Origin of the sequence: Qiania dongpingensis, from assembly GCF_014337195.1 — a bacterium.
Taxonomy (GTDB): Bacteria; Bacillota; Clostridia; order Lachnospirales; family Lachnospiraceae; genus Lientehia; species Lientehia dongpingensis.
Window position 1 is genome coordinate 2,039,934 of the sequence record NZ_CP060634.1, and the last position, 19,045, is coordinate 2,058,978.

Annotated in this window: 17 protein-coding genes and 1 CRISPR repeat array; of the genes, 15 read left to right on the forward strand and 2 right to left on the reverse strand. The window is 47.5% G+C overall.

What is annotated here, in order from left to right:
• Positions 1–54: 54 nt before the first annotated feature.
• The 9 genes from cas5c to H9Q78_RS09545 all read left to right on the forward strand — a co-directional run bounded on the left by cas5c (position 55) and on the right by H9Q78_RS09545 (position 9,224).
• The gene (gene cas5c, locus H9Q78_RS09505; RefSeq protein WP_249301276.1) at positions 55–831 is read left to right on the forward strand and encodes a type I-C CRISPR-associated protein Cas5c; all 777 of its coding nucleotides are present in this window, start codon (positions 55–57) and stop codon (positions 829–831) included.
• Positions 806–2,287, forward strand: coding sequence for a type I-C CRISPR-associated protein Cas8c/Csd1 (locus tag H9Q78_RS09510; RefSeq protein WP_249301277.1), 1,482 nt, complete (start codon positions 806–808; stop codon positions 2,285–2,287). The genes cas5c and H9Q78_RS09510 overlap by 26 nt, the downstream gene beginning before the upstream one ends.
• Before the next feature lie 42 nt (positions 2,288–2,329).
• Positions 2,330–3,412 carry a type I-C CRISPR-associated protein Cas8c/Csd1 gene (locus H9Q78_RS09515; RefSeq protein WP_283245047.1) on the forward strand — a complete coding sequence of 361 codons (1,083 nt, stop codon included), beginning with the start codon at positions 2,330–2,332 and terminating at the stop codon, positions 3,410–3,412.
• A 19-nt stretch (positions 3,413–3,431) separates the two neighbouring features.
• On the forward strand, positions 3,432–4,316 hold the full coding sequence (gene cas7c / locus H9Q78_RS09520) for a type I-C CRISPR-associated protein Cas7/Csd2 (RefSeq protein WP_147595347.1): 885 nt from the start codon (positions 3,432–3,434) through the stop codon (positions 4,314–4,316).
• Entirely contained in the window at positions 4,306–4,974 is a 669-nt protein-coding gene (gene cas4, locus H9Q78_RS09525; protein ID WP_249301278.1) for a CRISPR-associated protein Cas4, read from the forward strand. Before cas7c ends, cas4 begins: the two co-directional genes overlap by 11 nt.
• Positions 4,971–6,002 carry a type I-C CRISPR-associated endonuclease Cas1c gene (gene cas1c / locus H9Q78_RS09530; protein WP_249301279.1) on the forward strand — a complete coding sequence of 344 codons (1,032 nt, stop codon included), beginning with the start codon at positions 4,971–4,973 and terminating at the stop codon, positions 6,000–6,002. Before cas4 ends, cas1c begins: the two co-directional genes overlap by 4 nt.
• An 11-nt stretch (positions 6,003–6,013) precedes the next feature.
• The gene (gene cas2, locus H9Q78_RS09535; RefSeq protein ID WP_249301280.1) at positions 6,014–6,304 is read left to right on the forward strand and encodes a CRISPR-associated endonuclease Cas2; all 291 of its coding nucleotides are present in this window, start codon (positions 6,014–6,016) and stop codon (positions 6,302–6,304) included.
• 184 nt (positions 6,305–6,488) lie between these two features.
• A CRISPR array of direct repeats spans positions 6,489–7,458; the repeat unit is 33 nt; unit sequence GTCGAGGCTCGCAAGAGCCTTGTGGATTGAAAT.
• A 441-nt stretch (positions 7,459–7,899) separates the two neighbouring features.
• Entirely contained in the window at positions 7,900–8,253 is a 354-nt protein-coding gene (locus H9Q78_RS09540; RefSeq protein WP_249301281.1) for a hypothetical protein, read from the forward strand.
• 602 nt (positions 8,254–8,855) lie between these two features.
• A complete protein-coding gene (locus H9Q78_RS09545) occupies positions 8,856–9,224 on the forward strand; it encodes a desulfoferrodoxin family protein (protein ID WP_249301283.1) in 369 nt (122 codons plus the stop codon).
• 239 nt (positions 9,225–9,463) lie between these two features.
• On the opposite strand, the gene H9Q78_RS09550 is transcribed toward H9Q78_RS09545, so the two are convergent.
• Both H9Q78_RS09550 and H9Q78_RS09555 read right to left on the reverse strand, forming a co-directional pair.
• The gene (locus H9Q78_RS09550; RefSeq protein ID WP_249301285.1) at positions 9,464–9,616 is read right to left on the reverse strand and encodes a hypothetical protein; all 153 of its coding nucleotides are present in this window, start codon (positions 9,614–9,616) and stop codon (positions 9,464–9,466) included.
• 248 nt (positions 9,617–9,864) lie between these two features.
• Complete coding sequence (locus H9Q78_RS09555; RefSeq protein WP_249301286.1) at positions 9,865–10,863, reverse strand: linear amide C-N hydrolase; 999 nt, start codon at positions 10,861–10,863, stop codon at positions 9,865–9,867.
• A 192-nt stretch (positions 10,864–11,055) separates the two neighbouring features.
• Between H9Q78_RS09555 and bilS the strand changes: the two genes are divergently transcribed.
• The 6 genes from bilS (at position 11,056) to H9Q78_RS09585 (ending at position 19,034) form a co-directional block, all read left to right on the forward strand.
• Positions 11,056–11,559: a flavodoxin family protein BilS gene (gene bilS, locus H9Q78_RS09560; protein ID WP_249301288.1), complete on the forward strand. Its 504-nt coding sequence runs from the start codon at positions 11,056–11,058 to the stop codon at positions 11,557–11,559.
• A 135-nt stretch (positions 11,560–11,694) separates the two neighbouring features.
• Positions 11,695–12,534: a ZIP family metal transporter gene (locus H9Q78_RS09565; RefSeq protein ID WP_249301290.1), complete on the forward strand. Its 840-nt coding sequence runs from the start codon at positions 11,695–11,697 to the stop codon at positions 12,532–12,534.
• Between the two features lie 32 nt (positions 12,535–12,566).
• Positions 12,567–13,553, forward strand: a complete 987-nt coding sequence (locus tag H9Q78_RS09570; RefSeq protein ID WP_249301292.1) for an alpha/beta hydrolase — start codon at positions 12,567–12,569, stop codon at positions 13,551–13,553.
• Between the two features lie 10 nt (positions 13,554–13,563).
• On the forward strand, positions 13,564–13,920 hold the full coding sequence (locus tag H9Q78_RS09575; RefSeq protein ID WP_249301295.1) for an MGMT family protein: 357 nt from the start codon (positions 13,564–13,566) through the stop codon (positions 13,918–13,920).
• Between the two features lie 188 nt (positions 13,921–14,108).
• On the forward strand, positions 14,109–17,504 hold the full coding sequence (locus H9Q78_RS09580) for a leucine-rich repeat domain-containing protein (RefSeq protein WP_249301296.1): 3,396 nt from the start codon (positions 14,109–14,111) through the stop codon (positions 17,502–17,504).
• 135 nt (positions 17,505–17,639) lie between these two features.
• Entirely contained in the window at positions 17,640–19,034 is a 1,395-nt protein-coding gene (locus H9Q78_RS09585) for a glutamate synthase-related protein (RefSeq protein WP_249301298.1), read from the forward strand.
• Positions 19,035–19,045: the final 11 nt, after the last annotated feature.

Genomic DNA, 19,045 nt, shown 5'->3' on the forward strand with positions numbered 1-19,045 from the left:
AAACGGGCATTTCCATATCAACAAGTACGAATAAAACAAAGGAGGAATGTCGTATTGAAAATCAGAAATCAGATTGAATATTGTGTGTCGGGAAAGTACGCATTATTCAGTGATCCGATTGCCCGGATGGGCGGAGAGAAGTTCAGCTATATGCTTCCGACTTATCAGGCGTTAAAAGGAATCACAGAAAGCATATATTGGAAGCCGTCTATTTTATGGGTGGTGGATGAAGTCCGGATTATGAAGCCTATTCGAACAGAATCGAAAAATATCCGGCCGATTAGTTACGTCGCGCCGAAGAATACACTGTCCGTCTATACTTATTTGGAGGATGTGACTTATCAGGTCCGGGCACATTTTATATTTAATGAAAACCGGCGGGAAGATCTGGAAAATGATTTTAATGAGAATAAGCACCACAATATCGCAAAGCGTATGGTGGAGAAAGGAGGCCGCAGAGATATTTTCCTGGGAACCAGAGAATGCCAGGGATATGTGGAGCCTTGTACGTTTGGCGAAGGAGAAAGCTATTATGACGACTATGGAGAATTGGATTTTGGGTTAATGTTTCATGGATTTGATTATCCGGATGAGACCGGTGATTCCATTTTGGCTGCCAGATTCTGGAGGCCAAAGATGATAGATGGAGTGGTCAGGTTCCTTCTGCCGGAAGAAATTCCGGAAGAGATGAAGCGGAAGATTCGCCCGATGAAAGTAAAGAAATTCGGAAAAGAGCTTAATAATTTCAGCGGCCTGACGGAGGAAGCTCTTCAGTCGGAATTTACCGGGGAAGGAGGAGGAATGAATGGGCTGGATGCAGAAATTGTGTGAAGCTTATGACGCCGGGATTGTCTGCGGCCAATCAAAAGAGTCCGTTATGCTTGTTCCATTGGGATTTGTACGTAAAAAAGTAAAATATCATGTGGTGCTTTCGCAGGATGGACAATTTATATCAGCAGATGAGTTAATGGACGAAACGCAGTTTCAGGAAATTCCGAGCACACCACAGGCAGAAAGTCGTACTGGTGACAACGGAGCGCCCTTTCCGTTGGTGGAACAGTTGAAATATCTGGTCTACGAGGACAAGAATTTGATACGGTTTGGCCGATATATGGAACAGTTAAGTGCATGGTGTGAGCAGTCAGATGCACCTGTCTGCCTGCGTGCGGTATATACATATCTGGACAGACATACGCTCCTCGCTGATTTGGAGTCACAGCCGAATTTAAAGCTGAAATACTATAAGAATGCAGAAAAACGAGATGGATTGGGTGAGGACACAAAAGCGATGGTATGTTTTTCTGTTCAAATGCAGGACGGAAGCAACGATGATCTATGGCTCAGAGAAGATGTCAGGCAGAGCTGGGGGAGTTTTCTCTCGGATAAAATGCCGGGGGCCAGAGAGTTCTGCTATGTGGAAGGGATAATGCTTCCGTTTGTGGAAAATCATCCAAAGGTGCAGGGAAATGCAAAATTGATTTCAGCGAAGGACTCAGAATTTCCTTTTCAGTATAAAGGACGTTTTATAGATGACCGCAGCGCAGCATCGGTTAGTTTTGACGCGTCTGTTCGCGCGCATAATGCGTTGGCTTGGCTCATAGCGCGTCAGGGAATACAGAAATATGGTATGACATGGGTGGTTTGGAATACAAATGGTGCGGTCATAAAAGTACCGCTTGATGAAAAAAATGGTTTTTGGGGAGAGGAAGAAGACGAGGAAGAGGATACATCCAGACCAGTGATCAATACATTTGCAAGTTACGCGAAAGAGGTGAATTCCGCTGCCAGCGGTTATGGAGGTAAGCTTCGCGATTATAACCCGGAACGGATAAATTGTACGGTGATACTGGGATTGGAAGCGGCGACGGATGGAAGGATGTCCGTTACTTATTATCAGGAGTGCCCTGGAAATGGATATGTGGAACGTTTAGAAAACTGGTATAAGGATTGCTGCTGGTGGCAATATAACCGGAAAAAGAAAATAAAAGAAATAGGAACCCCAACTCCGGACAGTATTGCCGTTGCCGTAATGGGGATTGACGCGGTAAATGCGGCAAAGAAGGATAAAAAATGTGAAAAATCCCATACGAAATTGATGCGTAAACTGCAGGCAAAAATTTTGAGCTGTATTGTGGACAAGCGGCCGCTGCCTTTGGATGTTATTCGAAGTGCATTTTACAGAGTATGTAATCCTCTCGCTTTCGTCAGTGGCAAAGAACGGCAATGGTCCAGATCTTCATGGGAGGACAGCCTGGATATTGCTTGTGCGATGATTTATTGCTTTTAACAGCGCGGGAAACAGGGAGATAATGGAGCATTTTTCCCTGAATTGCAGCTTGATACGAAAAAATCAGACTATTTATATGGCCGTCTTTTAGCTGTGGCGGATTTTATTGAAGAAAGAGCAATGGATAAGGGACGGGATTACCCGACGAATGCAATCCGTTTAATGCAGCAGTTCGTACAGCGCCCGTTCGAAACGTGGCCGAAGATTCATGAGAAGTTGATTCCAAGTTTTAAAAAGCTTGGGACTAACGGTAGGATATATCAATTGATACTGGGAGAAATAGAAGAGTTATTTCTGGGAAAGAACAGGTATGAATGCGGGGAGCTTTCGTTGGAATTCCTGCAGGGGTTTTCCAGCCAGAGGCAGAACCTCTTTCAAAAATGGGAACCGCAGGGTCGGAAAGAAGACGAAGAAAAATTCTTGTATGAGCTATCAAGCAGACGCTCAGAACTATATGGATGTTTGCTGGCGATTGCAGATGCTGCGGAGCAGGAGGCCAGTGACGGAGAACGGATCGGCATGACGAATGCCATGCAGATGATGACGGTGTATGCAGCAAGGCCATATGAAAGCTGGGGAAGACTACATGACAAACTTCTTCCTTATCTGGAAAGATTAGGGGAGAAGGCTGAATATTATCAATGGTTGATTGGTATTATTGAAATGCAAATGTCACAGTCGGAACGAGAGTCAATAGCACCGTTGGATGGCAGCTATCTGCATGGTTACTATGGTATGCAGCGAGTGTTCTATCGAAAAACACGGTTTTCCTGGACGCCTCAGATATGGGACGCCGAAAAAGATATGCGGAGCGCCATATATGGGAAGCTTCTGGGTATCGCGGAACGGCTGGAAAGAAAGCGTTTTATCGGCGAGGAAAAAGTAAATGCGCGATGTACAAATGAATTGCGGTTTATGATGGCATTTGCCCAGAAGCCGGCCTCCACATGGAGGAATTTAAGGGTTAAATTAGAACCGTATCAAAGATATGCGGGAAATTGTGCAGAGGAGGATAATACTATTTTGGAGCAGCTGGAAGCAGAGCTGCAGCAACATGGCTGGAATACAAATACCCCTCTTGGCAGCATATACCTGCATTGCTACTATGAAGAACGAAATAGATAAAAGAAAAGGAGATACGATTATGTCTGTATTGAAAAACAAAATTGATTTCGCACTGGTTTTTACTGCAAGAAATGCAAATCCCAATGGAGATCCTTTGGATGGAAATCGCCCGAGAACTACATACAAAGGGCTGGGGGAAGTCTCAGATGTTTGCCTGAAGCGTAAAATCCGTAACCGATTGCTGGATGAAGGACAGAATATTTTTGTTCAGTCTGATGACAGACGCAGGAAGGGAGATACGTTCCGCTCTTTAAAAGATAGAGCGGATAATGAACCGGCATTGGCGGAGTGTACGAAACAGATTAAAGCGGGGAAAAAGACCAGGGAGGATTATGCCAGACAGGCGTGTGAAATATGGTATGATGTCAGGGCTTTCGGACAGGTCTTTGCTTTTAAAAAGGGAAAGAAGGAGGAAGAAGAGTCAGATGCCGTATCAATTGGTATTCGAGGCCCAGTCAGCATTCAATCTGCTTTCAGCATAGAGCCGGTTAATATCACAAGTTCCCAAATTACGAAATCTGTGAATCTAGAGACTGGAAAAGATCCGGATAAAAAGGGAAGCGACACAATGGGAATGAAGCATCGGGTGGATTTTGGCGTTTACGTTACCTATGGGGCGATTAACGTTCAGCTTGCAGATAAGACAGGTTTTAGTGAAGAAGATGCAGAAGCATTAAAAGAAGCGCTGAGAACCTTATTCTGTAATGACGAGACCTCTGCCCGTCCGGCCGGCAGTATGGAGGTTGTAAAGCTGATCTGGTGGAAACATAATTGCGCCAGTGGTCAATATTCATCCGCTAAAGTACATCGGACGCTGCAGGTAACCTGCGATGACCAGGGTAATGTATCGGTAAGTACAGCGAATCTGGATGGCCTCGATCCGGAGGTTCTGGATGGCGAATGATGATTCGGATCTTTTGATGATCTCAGGACTGAAGCATTTTCAGTTTTGCCGAAGGCGCTGGGCATTGGTTCATATTGAACAGCTTTGGGAAGAAAACGTACTGACATTGGAAGGGCATTATATGCATGAGCGGGTACATGACGACAGCTTTACAGAAGCGCGGGGAGCTGTATTGCTGTCCCGAGGAATGCCCGTGCGCTCTCAAAGACTGAAAATCACTGGCGTATGTGATATGGTAGAACTCTACAAGGATGAAGACGGAGTTCCGATTCAAGGGCGGAGCGGGCGTTGGAGACTGTATCCTGTAGAATATAAGCTGGGGCAACCGGATGTACAAGGGGCAGATGCATTACAGCTTTGTGCACAGGCGATGTGCCTAGAGGAAATGTTCGTGACAGATATTCCCGAGGCTGCCCTATATTATGGAAAGATAAAGCGTCGGCAGAGGATTATGCTGACAGACGAACTGCGGCAAAAGGTTAAAGACTCTGTGGCAGAAATGCACCAGCTGATGATAAAAGGATACACACCGAAAGCAAAAATGGGAAAAGCCTGTAAGAACTGTTCCCTTGAGGAAATCTGTCAGCCAAGATTAACGAAGCAAGTCTCGGCTTCAGAATATAATCGAAGAGCTTTTCATGAGGAGGACGGACAATGAAGAAACTGTTGAATACTTTATATGTTACGACTCCGAATGTATATTTGTCGTTGGATGGAGAAAATATTGTACTTTTGCACGAAGAAAGTGAACTGGGGCGTATACCGCTTCACAATCTGGAAGGGGTTGTCTGCTTTGGCTATAAAGGTGTAAGTCCTGCATTGATGGGAGCTTGTGCAGAAAAGGGCATTGGTCTTTGCTTTTTGACCCAGCATGGCCGGTTCCTGGCGAGGGTTGCCGGGCCGGTGAGTGGAAATGTGCTATTACGTGAAACACAATATTTCCGGGCAGCAGACGAGATGCAGTCGCTTGCTATCGCCAGATCGTTTCTATTGGGAAAAATTTATAATGGCAGGTGGTGTCTTGAGAGAGTGAAACGTGATCATCCTATGCGTATCGACCAGGAGAAAATTAATAGTGCTGTGGGCCAGATGCTCCAGTCTTTGACGGATCTGGAAAATGCAGGAAGCCGGAGTGAGTTAATGGGGATTGAAGGAATAGCGGCAAAAGTGTATTTTGGAGAGTTTTCTCAGATGATTCTTCGGAATGAGGATGTGTTTGCTTTTGATGGAAGAAATCGCCGCCCTCCGCTGGACCCAGTGAATGCAATGCTTTCCTTCGCGTATACGCTGCTGGGAAATGAGATAACAGGTGCCTTGGAAACAGTAGGATTGGATCCGGCAGTGGGATATCTTCATACGGTTCGTCCCGGACGAGCGTCTTTAGCGCTGGATTTGCTTGAAGAACTGCGAGCTCCATTGGCAGACCGATTTGTTGTAACACAGATAAACCTCGGGACATTTACTGGAAAAGATTTCCTGAGAAAAGAAAACGGAGCCATTTTTATGACTGATGAAGCAAGAAAACGCTTTTTATCTGCCTGGCAGAAGTGCAAGCAGGAAACGATTATGCATCCTTATCTAAAAGAAAAGATTCAATGGGGACTGGTTGCTTATGCGCAAGCTATGCTTTTATCCAGATATTTACGAGGCGATTTAGACGCATATCCGCCGTTTTTATGGAAATGAGGTGATTATATTTGCTTGTGCTGATAACATATGATATCAACATCACAGAAGCGGCAGGGGCACGTCGTTTAAGACGCGTGGCCAAGCAGTGCGTAAACTATGGTACACGGGTACAAAATTCTGTTTTCGAATGCCGGGTGGATGCTGCCCAGTATGTGAAGCTAAAGCATCTCCTATTGAAGGAAATAGATGAAGAAGCGGATAGCTTGCGTTTTTATTCTTTAGGAAATCATTATAACGGAAAGGTTGAACACTTTGGAGTGCAGCGCGGACTGAAGGTAGACGATCCTTTGATATTATAGGGGCCCGAAGGAAGAGATTTGGCCGTGCGAACCTACAGCGAACATGGATTCCCTGGGAGATTCGCACCGAGTTTTAGTGCGAATAAGAGGTAAATTTGATTAAAGGTGTAAATTTTCTATTTGATATTGGTTGTCTTGCACAAAAAATCTTTGAAATAATAACCGACAATTGTGCGTGTTTGCCGTCGAGGCTCGCAAGAGCCTTGTGGATTGAAATCTTTTGATTCATGAAATCCTCTAATTTTCTCGTGTCGAGGCTCGCAAGAGCCTTGTGGATTGAAATATCGTACACATGATCTCCTCCTGTTCCAATTAGGGTCGAGGCTCGCAAGAGCCTTGTGGATTGAAATTGTCAGGTCTTCGTCGCCTTGATCATCGTTCGCAGTCGAGGCTCGCAAGAGCCTTGTGGATTGAAATATGCTTTATCCTCCTTGTTTGATAGCTGCTTAAATGTCGAGGCTCGCAAGAGCCTTGTGGATTGAAATATCAGATAACCGGACACATGAGCATTGACACCGCCGTCGAGGCTCGCAAGAGCCTTGTGGATTGAAATACTTCTTCTGTAAATTGCTCTGCGATCTTCTCGGTCGAGGCTCGCAAGAGCCTTGTGGATTGAAATCACGGTGCTGATCCCGGCGTCCACCGCCTCCAGCGTCGAGGCTCGCAAGAGCCTTGTGGATTGAAATCGCAATCAGATATTGTACTTTCCCGTCTGTCATTGTCGAGGCTCGCAAGAGCCTTGTGGATTGAAATTGAATATCCATTATGGCATTATCCAGAGTAGAGGTCGAGGCTCGCAAGAGCCTTGTGGATTGAAATTTTTACAATTTGGTTGTTCGGTCCCGGATGATCTTGTCGAGGCTCGCAAGAGCCTTGTGGATTGAAATCACTTTACACCTCTGGCAGTCCCGTTCCTCCCGCGTCGAGGCTCGCAAGAGCCTTGTGGATTGAAATCATAGTCCAGTGAGAAATATGCTTTATGGCGATGTCGAGGCTCGTAAGAGCCTTGTGGATTGAAATTTCCTGCCCCTCCCGATATCTCCATTTTAACATAGTCGAGGCTCGCAAGAGCCTTGTGGATTGAAATGAGGGATATGGAAATGACAACCCTGGCTCAAAAAGTCGAGGTTCGCGAGAGCTTTGCAGATTTAAATATGCGACAGTGGTTTAACCTACATGATCCTGGTTGAACTTCATGAGAGTCTACTGTCCGTTGGTTTTATGATGCATTGAAGTAGCTATGGTTCCTCTATTAGTGTTCATATATTCTCGTGATATTTTATTGAAAATTCTTTTTAGGTTAATTCGAATTGTAAATCTTACTTACGTAATATTTATAGGGAGAAGACATATATCTAGAACTATTTTTTGTCAAGAAATCTTACGCGTGTAAGATCTTTGAAATTAGATATTGTACATAACAAATGTAATGTTTTTAAACATAAGGATCAAATATTTTTCTAGATAAGAAGATATTTTACTTGTACATAAGAATTCCTTCATCATATCCAAGATGAAAATTTACGGATAGAGCTTCCGTGCGAAACAGGATAAATTTGAGCTGCAGCTGACATTAAGTACAATAGGGAAACGATATGGCGGGAGTAAAAGTCTACAGATGGATTATGGTCTTCCTAAGTGCTGGAGTTCTGTGTGCCTGTGGTAATAATGATTCATTGAGCGGCCTGAATTCGGATATGAACGACACAATTATTTCTGAAAACATTGATAAAAGCGAGGAAGAAGCGGCAATGCAATTGCTGAAAGGCTACGATTCCCCAGTGGAAGACCATGTTAGACAAGAATCCAATGTTGTTGTTTCCGATGAGACTATGCTTCAAATGAAAGAAGCAATCAAAAAAACGGGATATCCAATTATCAGCTATGAGACATATCTCGGAATGGAAAATTCTGGGAATATGGATGACCTGGACTATAATAGGCTGTAAGAATATTTGTATGAAATGAAAACGAAACAGTCACAATGATGGTGGAGGCCGTATGTGTTGTGGTTATGTGAGGATACCGTCATAACACATGAACTTACGGTCAGATTTGAAAGGGAAGGCAGTAAACGGGAAGGATTCAAGAGCTCCCTTCTCTGCAAAATTGATCAGGGGATTGCCATATTTTTTGTAAGCGTCTTTGTCGATTGTTTTAAAGCAGAAGTGCCATGGGCAACCTAACTGTCATCACGCATTTCCTTCAGCATATACCAAACGAGTGGGCTAAACCAATACAGGATTCTGGCGAGGCCCTTCCGATAATTTACAGCGGCGTCCTTTTACTTGTAATGCTGAAGCTCATGGAGCGAATATATCTCATATCTCCTGTAAGCATCGTTTATAGAGCTTTTGTATTTCAAGGTCCTTCAGAGGAGACGCCGATTTTTTTACGGCATGAAAGCAAAGAAACGACCCGATCACTAACGTATGGAATTCTGCCGGTTCCCTTGTTCTTCAAGAAATAGAAAAGATTAAGGTTTGAATCATGAATAATCTGGCAGTTTTAGGGGAGATTTAATACAAAAAGCCATAAGGAGGCAATAAAAATGGAATTTTATAAATGCGGCAGCTGTCAAAGTATCGCTTTGGAAGTGATAGCAGGAGAAGATGCCTGTGAGAAAAGCTTTGGCAAGTTAGATTCCAACTGTGTGGAAGCTTCCAATGAAAAGCATCTTCCGGCTGTGGAAAGAGATGGTGATACCATCACAGTGACGGTGGGGAGTGTGGAACATCCCATGCTTGAGGAGCATTATATCATGTTTATCTATCTGGAGACATGCTGTGGTGGAATCCTGAAGAAGCTTAAGCCAAATGACGCGCCAAAGGCAGTGTTTCAGGTGCCGAAGGGCGAGACACCGAAAGCGGTGTATGAATACTGTAATATCCATGGACTCTGGAAAACGGAGATTGCCTGAAAAATTGCCGGGACGAATGCCCCGGCGGTTTTTTGCTTTATACCTTGCCGCACGGAGTGCGCCTGCCCGTAGGGCATGAATTAAGGGGTGCCCTTGGGTATGATACAAAATACTTTTTGAAATCATTTTAGTAATATCCGATTACGCTCCAGTTAGGCACCGGCAGAAGTTCCGGACCGTCACGATTTCGGTTCGATGGCGATGCAGGGGCCGCTTTATCCCCGCTCCAGGGGTACCGCTCACATGTCGATGGAAAATCCGGATGATTTCCCGTCTCCTGTTCGCTCGGAAACGGAATCGGTATTTTTCGTTTCTGCCTCCCACCGCCTGGGGAACACCGGCCGCTGCCCTGCGGCTCTTACCTTTAGACCGGCCCGGAATCGGATATCCACACGGCCCGCGCGCATAAAGCAGCGGGCTGCGGTGTCCGCTCCAATGACTTTCAAGTGAGATGAGCGTTTATTTTAGTGCGGGAAGAAAGACAAAGAGGAACAATCCGATCCCATCGTAAGGCGAGCGCCGCAAAGATGCTGGTTACGGCTGCCAGCAAGCCGCCTGGATGGAATCGGATTTCCTCCTGCCTCATCTGGTTATAAAGATACGTTTGTTTTAAAGATATTTGTAGGTATGCTTAGTCCAATCAGGGATGCAGGGAATTAAATTCTGCCGGACGGTTCAATTTTCCCAGAGACAAAATCTCAGGACCGCCCGGGCCGTCTTTATCCAGACTGGCTGTGGTGATTTGGCTGTTGGCGTAGGTCCTGAAGAAATATTTCTTGGATGTAAGGTTTATGAAGGCGGTATACTGGGTATAATCAGGAGCGCCTCGGTCCGTCATCACACTTCCCTTTGGAATACTGACACTTTCCATGATGTGAAAACACGAGAGAACCGCCTCCTTGTCCCCGGTGGGAGTAAAAGCATGGCTTTTATGATAGGCGGTGCGAACAAACCTGGATGGGGGAGTATAGTCGCCAGGCAGGCCGAAAGTGCCGCTTCCCTGGCCGAAAGGGGTGAGAGACACGGAATTCCAATGGGCTTCAGCATGCTGAGAAGCTGTTATATTCATATAATTTCGAAGATTAGCCATGTGCCAGGGGAATTCGGGGCTGTTGGAAAGTACTCCCATGGGATTGTCATACAGGCGGAGTCCGGCTGCCACTTTTTCGATTACCACGCATCTGCCGTTCTGATCTGCTATAAGCCAGTGCAGGGGAGCGACAGAATGAGTGATGGAATCTGTCACGCCGATGATACGGATGGTATCGAGAAGTGAGACTGCGTGTTCCACCGACGCGCAGCTGCCCAAAAGAAAGCTGAGCAGTTCAATGGCAGCAACAGGAATCTTAGAAGAATCGTCAGAATCCAGGGTGTCATATTGGGCATAGCCCGGAAAATAGAGCGCGGCGGCGGCAAAGCCCATTTCATTGACTCCGTCCGCGAATGTAATGGGGGAAATATCCTGCCCGATTCCGATGAAACTATAGGGATTTCGGAATTGGTGGGTGTTCAGCATCGTATTCCATCGGTAGCCTCTGGGCACGATATACAATTCAGGGTCGAGAAGATAAGAAAAATCCATGGTACGGCCGAAAAAGGTGTCTCCATGGATGGTCTGTATAGTCATAGCGGTGCACATTTAAAAGCCCTCCCTGTGGATTAAAGTGGTTAGATCAATGGCCGGCCGAGAAATCCGGTATGAGAAACTCCCAGGCGGAAAAGTAAGCGGGAGCTATGGAAATAACGGAAAGAAAGCAATATAATGTAAGATATGACGTGGGGAAGACGTTTGCTACAGAAGAAAGAAAAAAGCATAAGGAGGCTGTGCCATATGAAGTATTCCATTGTTTTTAGCAGTAAAACCGGAAATACCGGACTGCTGGCGGAAAAGATCAAGGATACGCTGCCAGAAACGGAATGTCTCTACAGCGGTGCGCCGGATGTGAGAGCAGAAGAAGCAGATATGATCTTTGCAGGTTTTTGGACCGACAAGGGATCATGCGATGAGACCGTTTCCGAGTTTTTGAAAAGCTTGCGCGGAAAGCAGGTGTTTTTGTTTGGAACGGCGGGGTTTGGAGGCAGCGAGGAGTATTTCCGGCAGATCTTGTCCCGGGTGGAAGAGCAGCTGGATGGGTCCAATTCCGTGATCGGTTCTTATATGTGTCAGGGTAAAATGGCCCCGGCGATTCGAAAACGGTATGAATCCAGGCTTTCTGAGGAACCGGAGAAAATGAAGAAGCTGATTGAAAATTATGATCTGGCCCTGCTGCATCCGGATGAAGCAGATCTGGCGCATCTTAAAGGAGCGGTCTTGAGGTGCCTGGAAAAAGAATAAACAGAACGGCAGTCTTGGTTTATATCTTCCGACTGTAGTGATGGTGAATTATAAATTAGCGGGTGGCAGATGATGATTTCTGCGTTATAATAGCTCATAGGAAAAAAATAGAATGATATACGGGAGATAAACCAAATGGGAGTTTTTGGAAAATTAATTATTGTCACGGCCTTTGCCGGCATAGGAGGCACAGGGCTGGGAGGCGTGATCGGCGCGCTGTTCCGCAAAGAATCGAATCGTACGGTCAGTCTGCTCTTGAGTTTTGCGGGCGGAGTTATGACCAGCGTGGTGTGCTTTGATCTGATCACAGAAGCCATCGGTACTGGGGTGAGTATATTTACCGTGGTCGCGGCCATCGGAGCAGGTGTGGTTTTGATTTTTTTGCTGAATTATCTGATCGATCGGAGGACTAATCCGGAGGTGCCCCATATTGACAAGAATCACCCTCAGACGGCTGACGATCTGGACGAGCTGATCCACAGCGATCATTTGGAACAGCATTATAAGAAAAAGGACAGCAGATTTGGTCTTTTGATCGCCGGAAGTGTTATGGCGGCTGCGATTGCGCTGCATAATGTGCCGGAAGGGATGACGATCGGGGCTTCTTACGCCAGCACTGACGGAGTGATGGGAAATTCAGCTCTTATGCTGGCGGTTTTGATTGGCATTCATAATATTCCAGAGGGAATGGCCGTCTCCGTCCCTCTGATCGGCGGAGGGATGAAACGGCTGAAGGCAGTCCTGATCACAGCCCTTAGCGGCGCGCCGACGATTCTGGGGGCGATGCTCGGCTATTGGATTGGAGATGTGGGCCCCTTGGGGCTGTCCCTGAGTCTCGGGTTTGCCAGCGGGGCTATGCTCTATGTAGTTTTTGGAGAAATACTGCCGCAGGCAATTCTAATGTATCGGAGCAAGCTCCCCACATTTTCTACGATTTTGGGGCTGCTGGCAGGGCTGCTGATCATCTATTTGTGATGTGGACGACAAAATAGAAAGTAGTTGATAAGATGCACAAAAAGAAATGGCTGAAACGAACTCTGATCATTTTGGCGGTTTTGCTGGCCGCAGCATATGTCGTCGCCTGTAATGTATTGATCGATCTCGCGCTGATACCGGAAAAAATGGAGCAGGCCCAGGCCTTTGAGGACCTGACGGAAGAGGGAATGGAAGCGCTGGTACAGACAGACGATATCCAGGAGAACCGGGCAGAGGCCATATCAAGGACCAAAAAATGGCTTCAGTCGGCGGATACGGAGCTTCTGTCGGTCACCACGGAAGACGGGTATCGTCTGGTGGCTCAGGCATTTTATCAGGAGAGGGCAGATCATCGATGGGTACTGCTCCTGCATGGATATACCGGGTGGAAGGAAGAGCTGTATCCAATTGCTTACCGGTATGTGCAGCAGGGATATCAGGTCTTGGCGCCGGATATGCGGTGCAGCGGTGACAGTGAAGGAGATTTTATTGGCATGGGCTGGACAGACCGGCTGGATAACCAGCTTTGGCTGGATGTCATCCTGGAAAAGGATCCGGACGCGGAAATTGTCCTTCATGGGCAGTCCATGGGCGCGTCCTGTGCTTTGATGATGGGCGGCGAAAAACTGCCCGCCAATGTAAAAGCGATCGTGTCGGACAGCGCTTATACAGACGTATACAGTATCTTTAAAAAACAGCTGAAAGAGTGGTTCCACCTTCCGGCATTTCCGTTGCTGGACGGGGCGAACCTCATGCTGAAGCTCAGGGGCGGTTACGATCTGAAAAAGGCTTCCGCCCTTAATGCGGTAAAAGAGTGTCCTCTCCCCATTCTTATCATCCATGGAGTGGAGGACGCATTTGTCCCGGTGGAGATGGCCCAGGAGTTGTATGACGCTGCGGCGGGTGACAAAGAGCTTCTGTTAATGGAAGGAGCCGGGCATGCTCAGGCGCCGGACAAAGCGCCCGATGAATACTATGGAACGGTCTTTTCTTTTTTGGAAAGATACGGAGTTAGGTAAAGGGGGGCATATGGACTTTTATAAAAGGGCCGCGGAAGTCTGCAGACGGATTCCCCGCGGGACGGTGGCTACATACGGACAGATCGCCCTGCTCTGCGGGTTTCCAAAGAACGCCAGACAGGTGGGGTTTGCGCTGGGACGGCGCCTTATGGGACGGGATATCCCGGCCCATCGGGTAGTGAACTCCAAAGGATATTTAAGCGGGGCGGCTTCCTTTGATACACCGGACCTGCAGAAGCTTTTGCTGGAAGAGGAAGGAATCCGAGTGAACGCGGAAAGGACTGTAGACCTTAAAAGATACGGGTGGAATAATTCTTTAGAAGATGCGCTGGAGCTTCGGAGCTTTTTTGACAAACATGGAATATAAAAGCTGGGAGGATAAAAAAGGCCTCCCGTTTTCTTTGCCAGAAAATACCTGAGGCAGTAAACGGGAGGAAAGTATAAAAGCGGTTGATTAAAACGAGAGAAAGAAGTATCATAGGGGAATAACAAAGTCAGATACTGCATAGAGAGGGGACTATAAATGGACTGGTATCCGGCGGATAGGGGGAAAATATGAAACGAAGAATAGCGGCCGGCTGTGCTGCTCTAATGTGCATGGTCATGGTACTTTCTTTACTGGGAGGTCTTGGGCCGGTTCAGGCGGAGGTGCCGGAGGAGAGCATTCAGACAGCAGGGGATACGGACAATGAAAGCAGTGTCCCGGAATCACAGAAGGAAACGGCCGGGACTGAGGAAACAGCGGTCTTTAAAGGGGAGAGCAGCGAGAATCCTCAGGAGGGGAGCAGTGGGGAATCCCATGAGACGGATTCTGCAGATTCGTCAGAAACTCCGATGGAGAATGGATCAAGATCGGACGCAGCAGGGAGCAAGGAAGATCTGCAGGAGACGGTGGACAATATCAAGGTCTTTTCTTCTCAGCCGGATTACAGCCAGATGTATACGTTCTCCCAGGGCACGATCACCGGTTTTTCCGACAGCTATCTGAACAGCCTTCCGGAAGAAAATGGATTCCGGTATACGGACATCGTCATACCGGCTGAAATAAACGGGCAGAAGGTGACGAAGATCGGCAGCTCCGCTTTTTTGGGAAGCACGAAGAGGTACGAGGGAATACGGGTAAAAAGGATCGATCTGTCCGAGGCCGTCAATCTCGTGACCATAGACAGTATGGCGTTCTATGCCCTTGGCTCCATATACAGTGAAATGGACAGCTGTTCTCTGGTGCTGAATGAGGGGCTGACTGCCATCGGAGGCAACGCGTTTAATGGACAGAAGACAATTAAAGGAAACCTGTATATACCGGACAGCGTGACCAGCATTGGCTCCAGCGCGTTTTCCGGCTGTGGGTTTGACGGTACCCTGCGCCTTCCGGAGAATCCTTCCTTTAAGGAAGTACAGGGACAGGTATTTGAGAGATGCCATTTCACCGGGAGTCTGAAAATCCCGGACAATGTGACGTCTATCATTGGGAATTTTGCTTTCAGTGAAAATGATTTTTCCGATATTGTCCTGAATAACGGAATTACGAAAATAGGCGGCTCCTCATTCATGGGCTGCGGCCAGATCACAAGGGTTCGGATTGCCGGAAAAACAGATTCCGGCGCTGCGGTGGAGCTGCCGGACGTTTTATCCGTGCTGGACAGCAACGTGTTTAAAAATTGTAAAAAGCTGTCTGGATGGGTAAAGATACCGGATGGAGTCACCAGTGTGGGTTCCAGCGTTTTCACAGGGACAGGGATTCGTACGATTTATATGCCGGACAGCGATACGGTCGCTTATACCACTAATTTTCTTTTTGATACCACATTGAACGCTGCCGTATTTCCGACTAAGGCTTTATACGACCAGTATCAGCCCAAGATGAACAGCGGGTCCAGGCAGTATTGTGCGTATCCGCTGACGGTGACGTTTCTGGATGAAGAGGAACAGACTCTGGCGACCAGAGAGGTTCTGTATAAGCGTCCTCTCAATTACCATGAAACGGCCAACGGATGGGAGACGGATTCGGGTTTTCAGTTTCCCGAGACAGCAGAGAGCATGGCGGGCTATGATATCGGCTGGAGTTTTACAAAAGGGGGGAAGGTAGTTGCTGCCAATGCGCTTGTGACGGGCGGAACTCTCTATTTCTCCAAATCGGTATCTGCTCCGCAGATTACATTTGAAGAAGTGAAAACGAAAGAATATGACGGAAAGACCGAATACATCCGATGTTCGGCATCTCATCCCCTGGCGGGAGAGGACGGAGAATACACCTTTTTGTATTGTACTTTAAAAGGGAATGACAGTTCGTTTTTTTACGTCAGCGATGAGCCCTTTGTATATCCGGTCACTAATGTGGGGGATTCCATGAGATATGTCTGCTATGTGCAGATGTACGAAAAGGCTCACCCGGAGTACCGCGGCAAATGGAACTTGAGCACCTGGTATGAATATTTTGCGACATGGGTAGATATCCGACAGACCAGTCCCGTTTATCATCCTCAGTTTCCGGACCATGTGCCGGTGGGAACAGCTGTCTCACAGATTCCTCTTAAATTGACTTCCGGGGATACGCCGGGGACGGTCAGCTGGGACGTTTCGGACGCAGTTATAAAGGAGGGGGAGCAGACCTTAACCTGGACCTATATTCCGGAGGATACGGAAAACTATATCTCGGCCGGACTGACCGGGGAGGCGAAGATCACTGGCGATGTGGAATACCCCATACACATCGAGACAGAAGGAAGGGGAACCGTTGATCCTGACATAGACTCGTGTCCCGTGGCCGGTCAGCTCTTTACTTTAACGCCTGAATATGGATATAAGCTCGAATCCGTGTCAGTGAACGGCATGGAGATGATACAAAGGGTACAGCAGTCAGATACTGGGAAAGTCAGCTACACGCTGAACATTATCCCCGTGGGTCAGACTGAAATGAAGGTGATCTTCGCGCCGGTCAAGACGGAGGACCTGGAAGACATGGCCGAGGCCCTGCCGGACGCGGTGGAAGATGAACAGGATATCCGGGATATCCTGAATATGAAGCTGCATTATGAAGCTCTGGATGAACAGGAGAAAAGTTCTGTTTCAGAGGATACGGTCAAAAAAATGGCGGATGCTCTCCTGCAGATTCCTTCCGTAGAAGTACAGACCAATCTGCCGGAGGCACAGGGAGAGATTCTTTCAAAAGAGCAGGAGGCGTATCTGCTGAGCTGCATGACTGCGGAAGAGGCGGAACAGCTTCTGGACGGCGCCATAGGACGTTTTGTGGTCGCTATGCATGTGCTTCCGAAGGATGAAACAGAGTCGGATGTAGCCGATTCTGTGGCACAGGTCCTGGGAGATTACCAGATCGGGGCGCACTATGAGATAAGAATTGAAAAACAGATATATGAAAACGCTTCGTCGGGAGAGCCGGACCGGACTGAGACTATTTCAGAACTGGGCATACCGCTCCGCCTGGTTCTTACAGTACCGGAAGAGCTGATGCCATCTGAAGGCACAGTCCGGAAATTCGCTTTGATCCGAACCCATGATTTTGGCGGAAAGCTTGTTTCACAGGTTTTGGAGGATCTGGATATGGAAGCTTCAACTATAACAGTTGATTCCGGCTATTTCTCCACATACTCCGTAGTGTATGCCGATTCAAAGAAAGAAGAAGAATCTACGGAAACAGAGATAACTACGGAGCCGCAGGAAACCACGGAATCGGAAGAAAGCAAAGAAGAGGGAAGCGGCAGCTCCGAAAGTACGGCGGCTGTGAATCCGACGAGACCGGACGGTCCATCCAGGCCGGGGAGCATGGGAGGAAAAAATGGAAAAGGAGCTGCCGGCACGGCAGGTCAAAATGTGAAAACCGGGGATCAGGCTCCTGTCTTACCTGCCATATGTGGGATTATTGCGGCAATACTGGCGTCGGCCCTCCTGATCTCTCATAAGAAAAAAACAGCTCATCAGAAAGAAATGTAAAAGGCAGATAAGCTTCTATGAATGTAAAAGCCGGCGGAAGGGTTCCGCCGGTTTTTGTTTCTCTTGTTGACAAACCCTATATTTGGTAATAAAATGATAATAGTTACTATTTTATTTTTTATACGGAGGTGTGTTATGGCGGTGTACAAATGTAGTATTTGCGGATACATGTTTGATGAGGAAAAAGAGGGAAAAGCCTTTTCGGAGCTCAAAGAATGTCCGGTCTGTCACCAGATGAAAAAATTTTTTGACAGAGTAGAACAGAAAGAGAAGATTGAGGAGGCGCCGGCAGAGACGAAGGAACAGAGCCTGGAATATCCGGCTGATTTTGTTCGGGAAGATGACAGCATCCGGTATATGAAGGAAATCCATCAGATGGCAGTGAGCGGAGCATCGATCATAGGAGCGATGGGTACTCAGATGAAAATGCCGGGCTGGGACGATATCTTGATAATGGGCAATCAGCTTAACCCGATGCCTCTGGAAGAGCATGCTGAGATTGATACAACCACAGTCATTGGGCCGCATGCCAAAAAGCCTCTGGTCATTGATAATCCGGTATACATTTCCCATATGTCCTTCGGAGCTCTTTCCAAAGAGACGAAGATTGCCCTGGCAAAGGGAAGCGCTTTGGCGGGGACCGCCATGTGCAGCGGAGAAGGCGGAATCCTGCCGGAGGAGATGGAAGCGGCTGCCAAATATATTTTTGAATATGTGCCGAACCGCTATAGTGTGACACCGGAAAATCTGAAGAACTCCGACGCGATTGAAATTAAGATCGGCCAGGGAACGAAACCGGGTATGGGAGGCCATCTGCCCGGCGGCAAGGTCACTCCGGAGATCGCAAAGATTCGGAATAAGCCTGTGGGAAAAGATATCATCAGCCCGTCTTATTTCCGGGACGTGACCAATAAAGAGGAGCTGAAGGAGCTGGTGGCCCAGCTCAGAATGGCTTCGGAGGGACGGCCTATTGGGATAAAGATTGCCGCCGGGCATATTGAACAGGATTTGGAATACTGTGTCTACGCGGAGCCGGACTTTATCACCATTGACGGCCGGGGAGGCGCGACGGGGGCCAGTCCTCAGATTATACGGGATGCGACGAGCGTACCAACTGTCTATGCTCTATACCGGGCAAGAAAATACTTGGATTCCATAAATTCCGATATTTCTCTGGTGATAACGGGAGGCCTGCGGGTATCCTCCGATTTTGCCAAAGCGCTCGCCATGGGAGCCGACGCAGTCGCGATAGCTTCAGCAGGACTGATCGCGGCGGCCTGCCAGCAGTACCGTATATGCGGTACGGGCATGTGTCCGGTCGGAGTAGCCACTCAAGATCCGGAGCTGAGAGCTCGTTTCAAAGTAGATGCCGCGGCGAGAAGAGTGGCTAATTTTCTGAACGCATCCCTGGAGGAGCTTAAGACCTTTGCGAGAATAACAGGGCATGAAAAGCTCAGCGGCCTTTCTGTAAAAGATTTGTGTACCATTGACCGGGAGATATCTGACTATACTAATATCCCCCACGCGTGAATGAGAGAGTA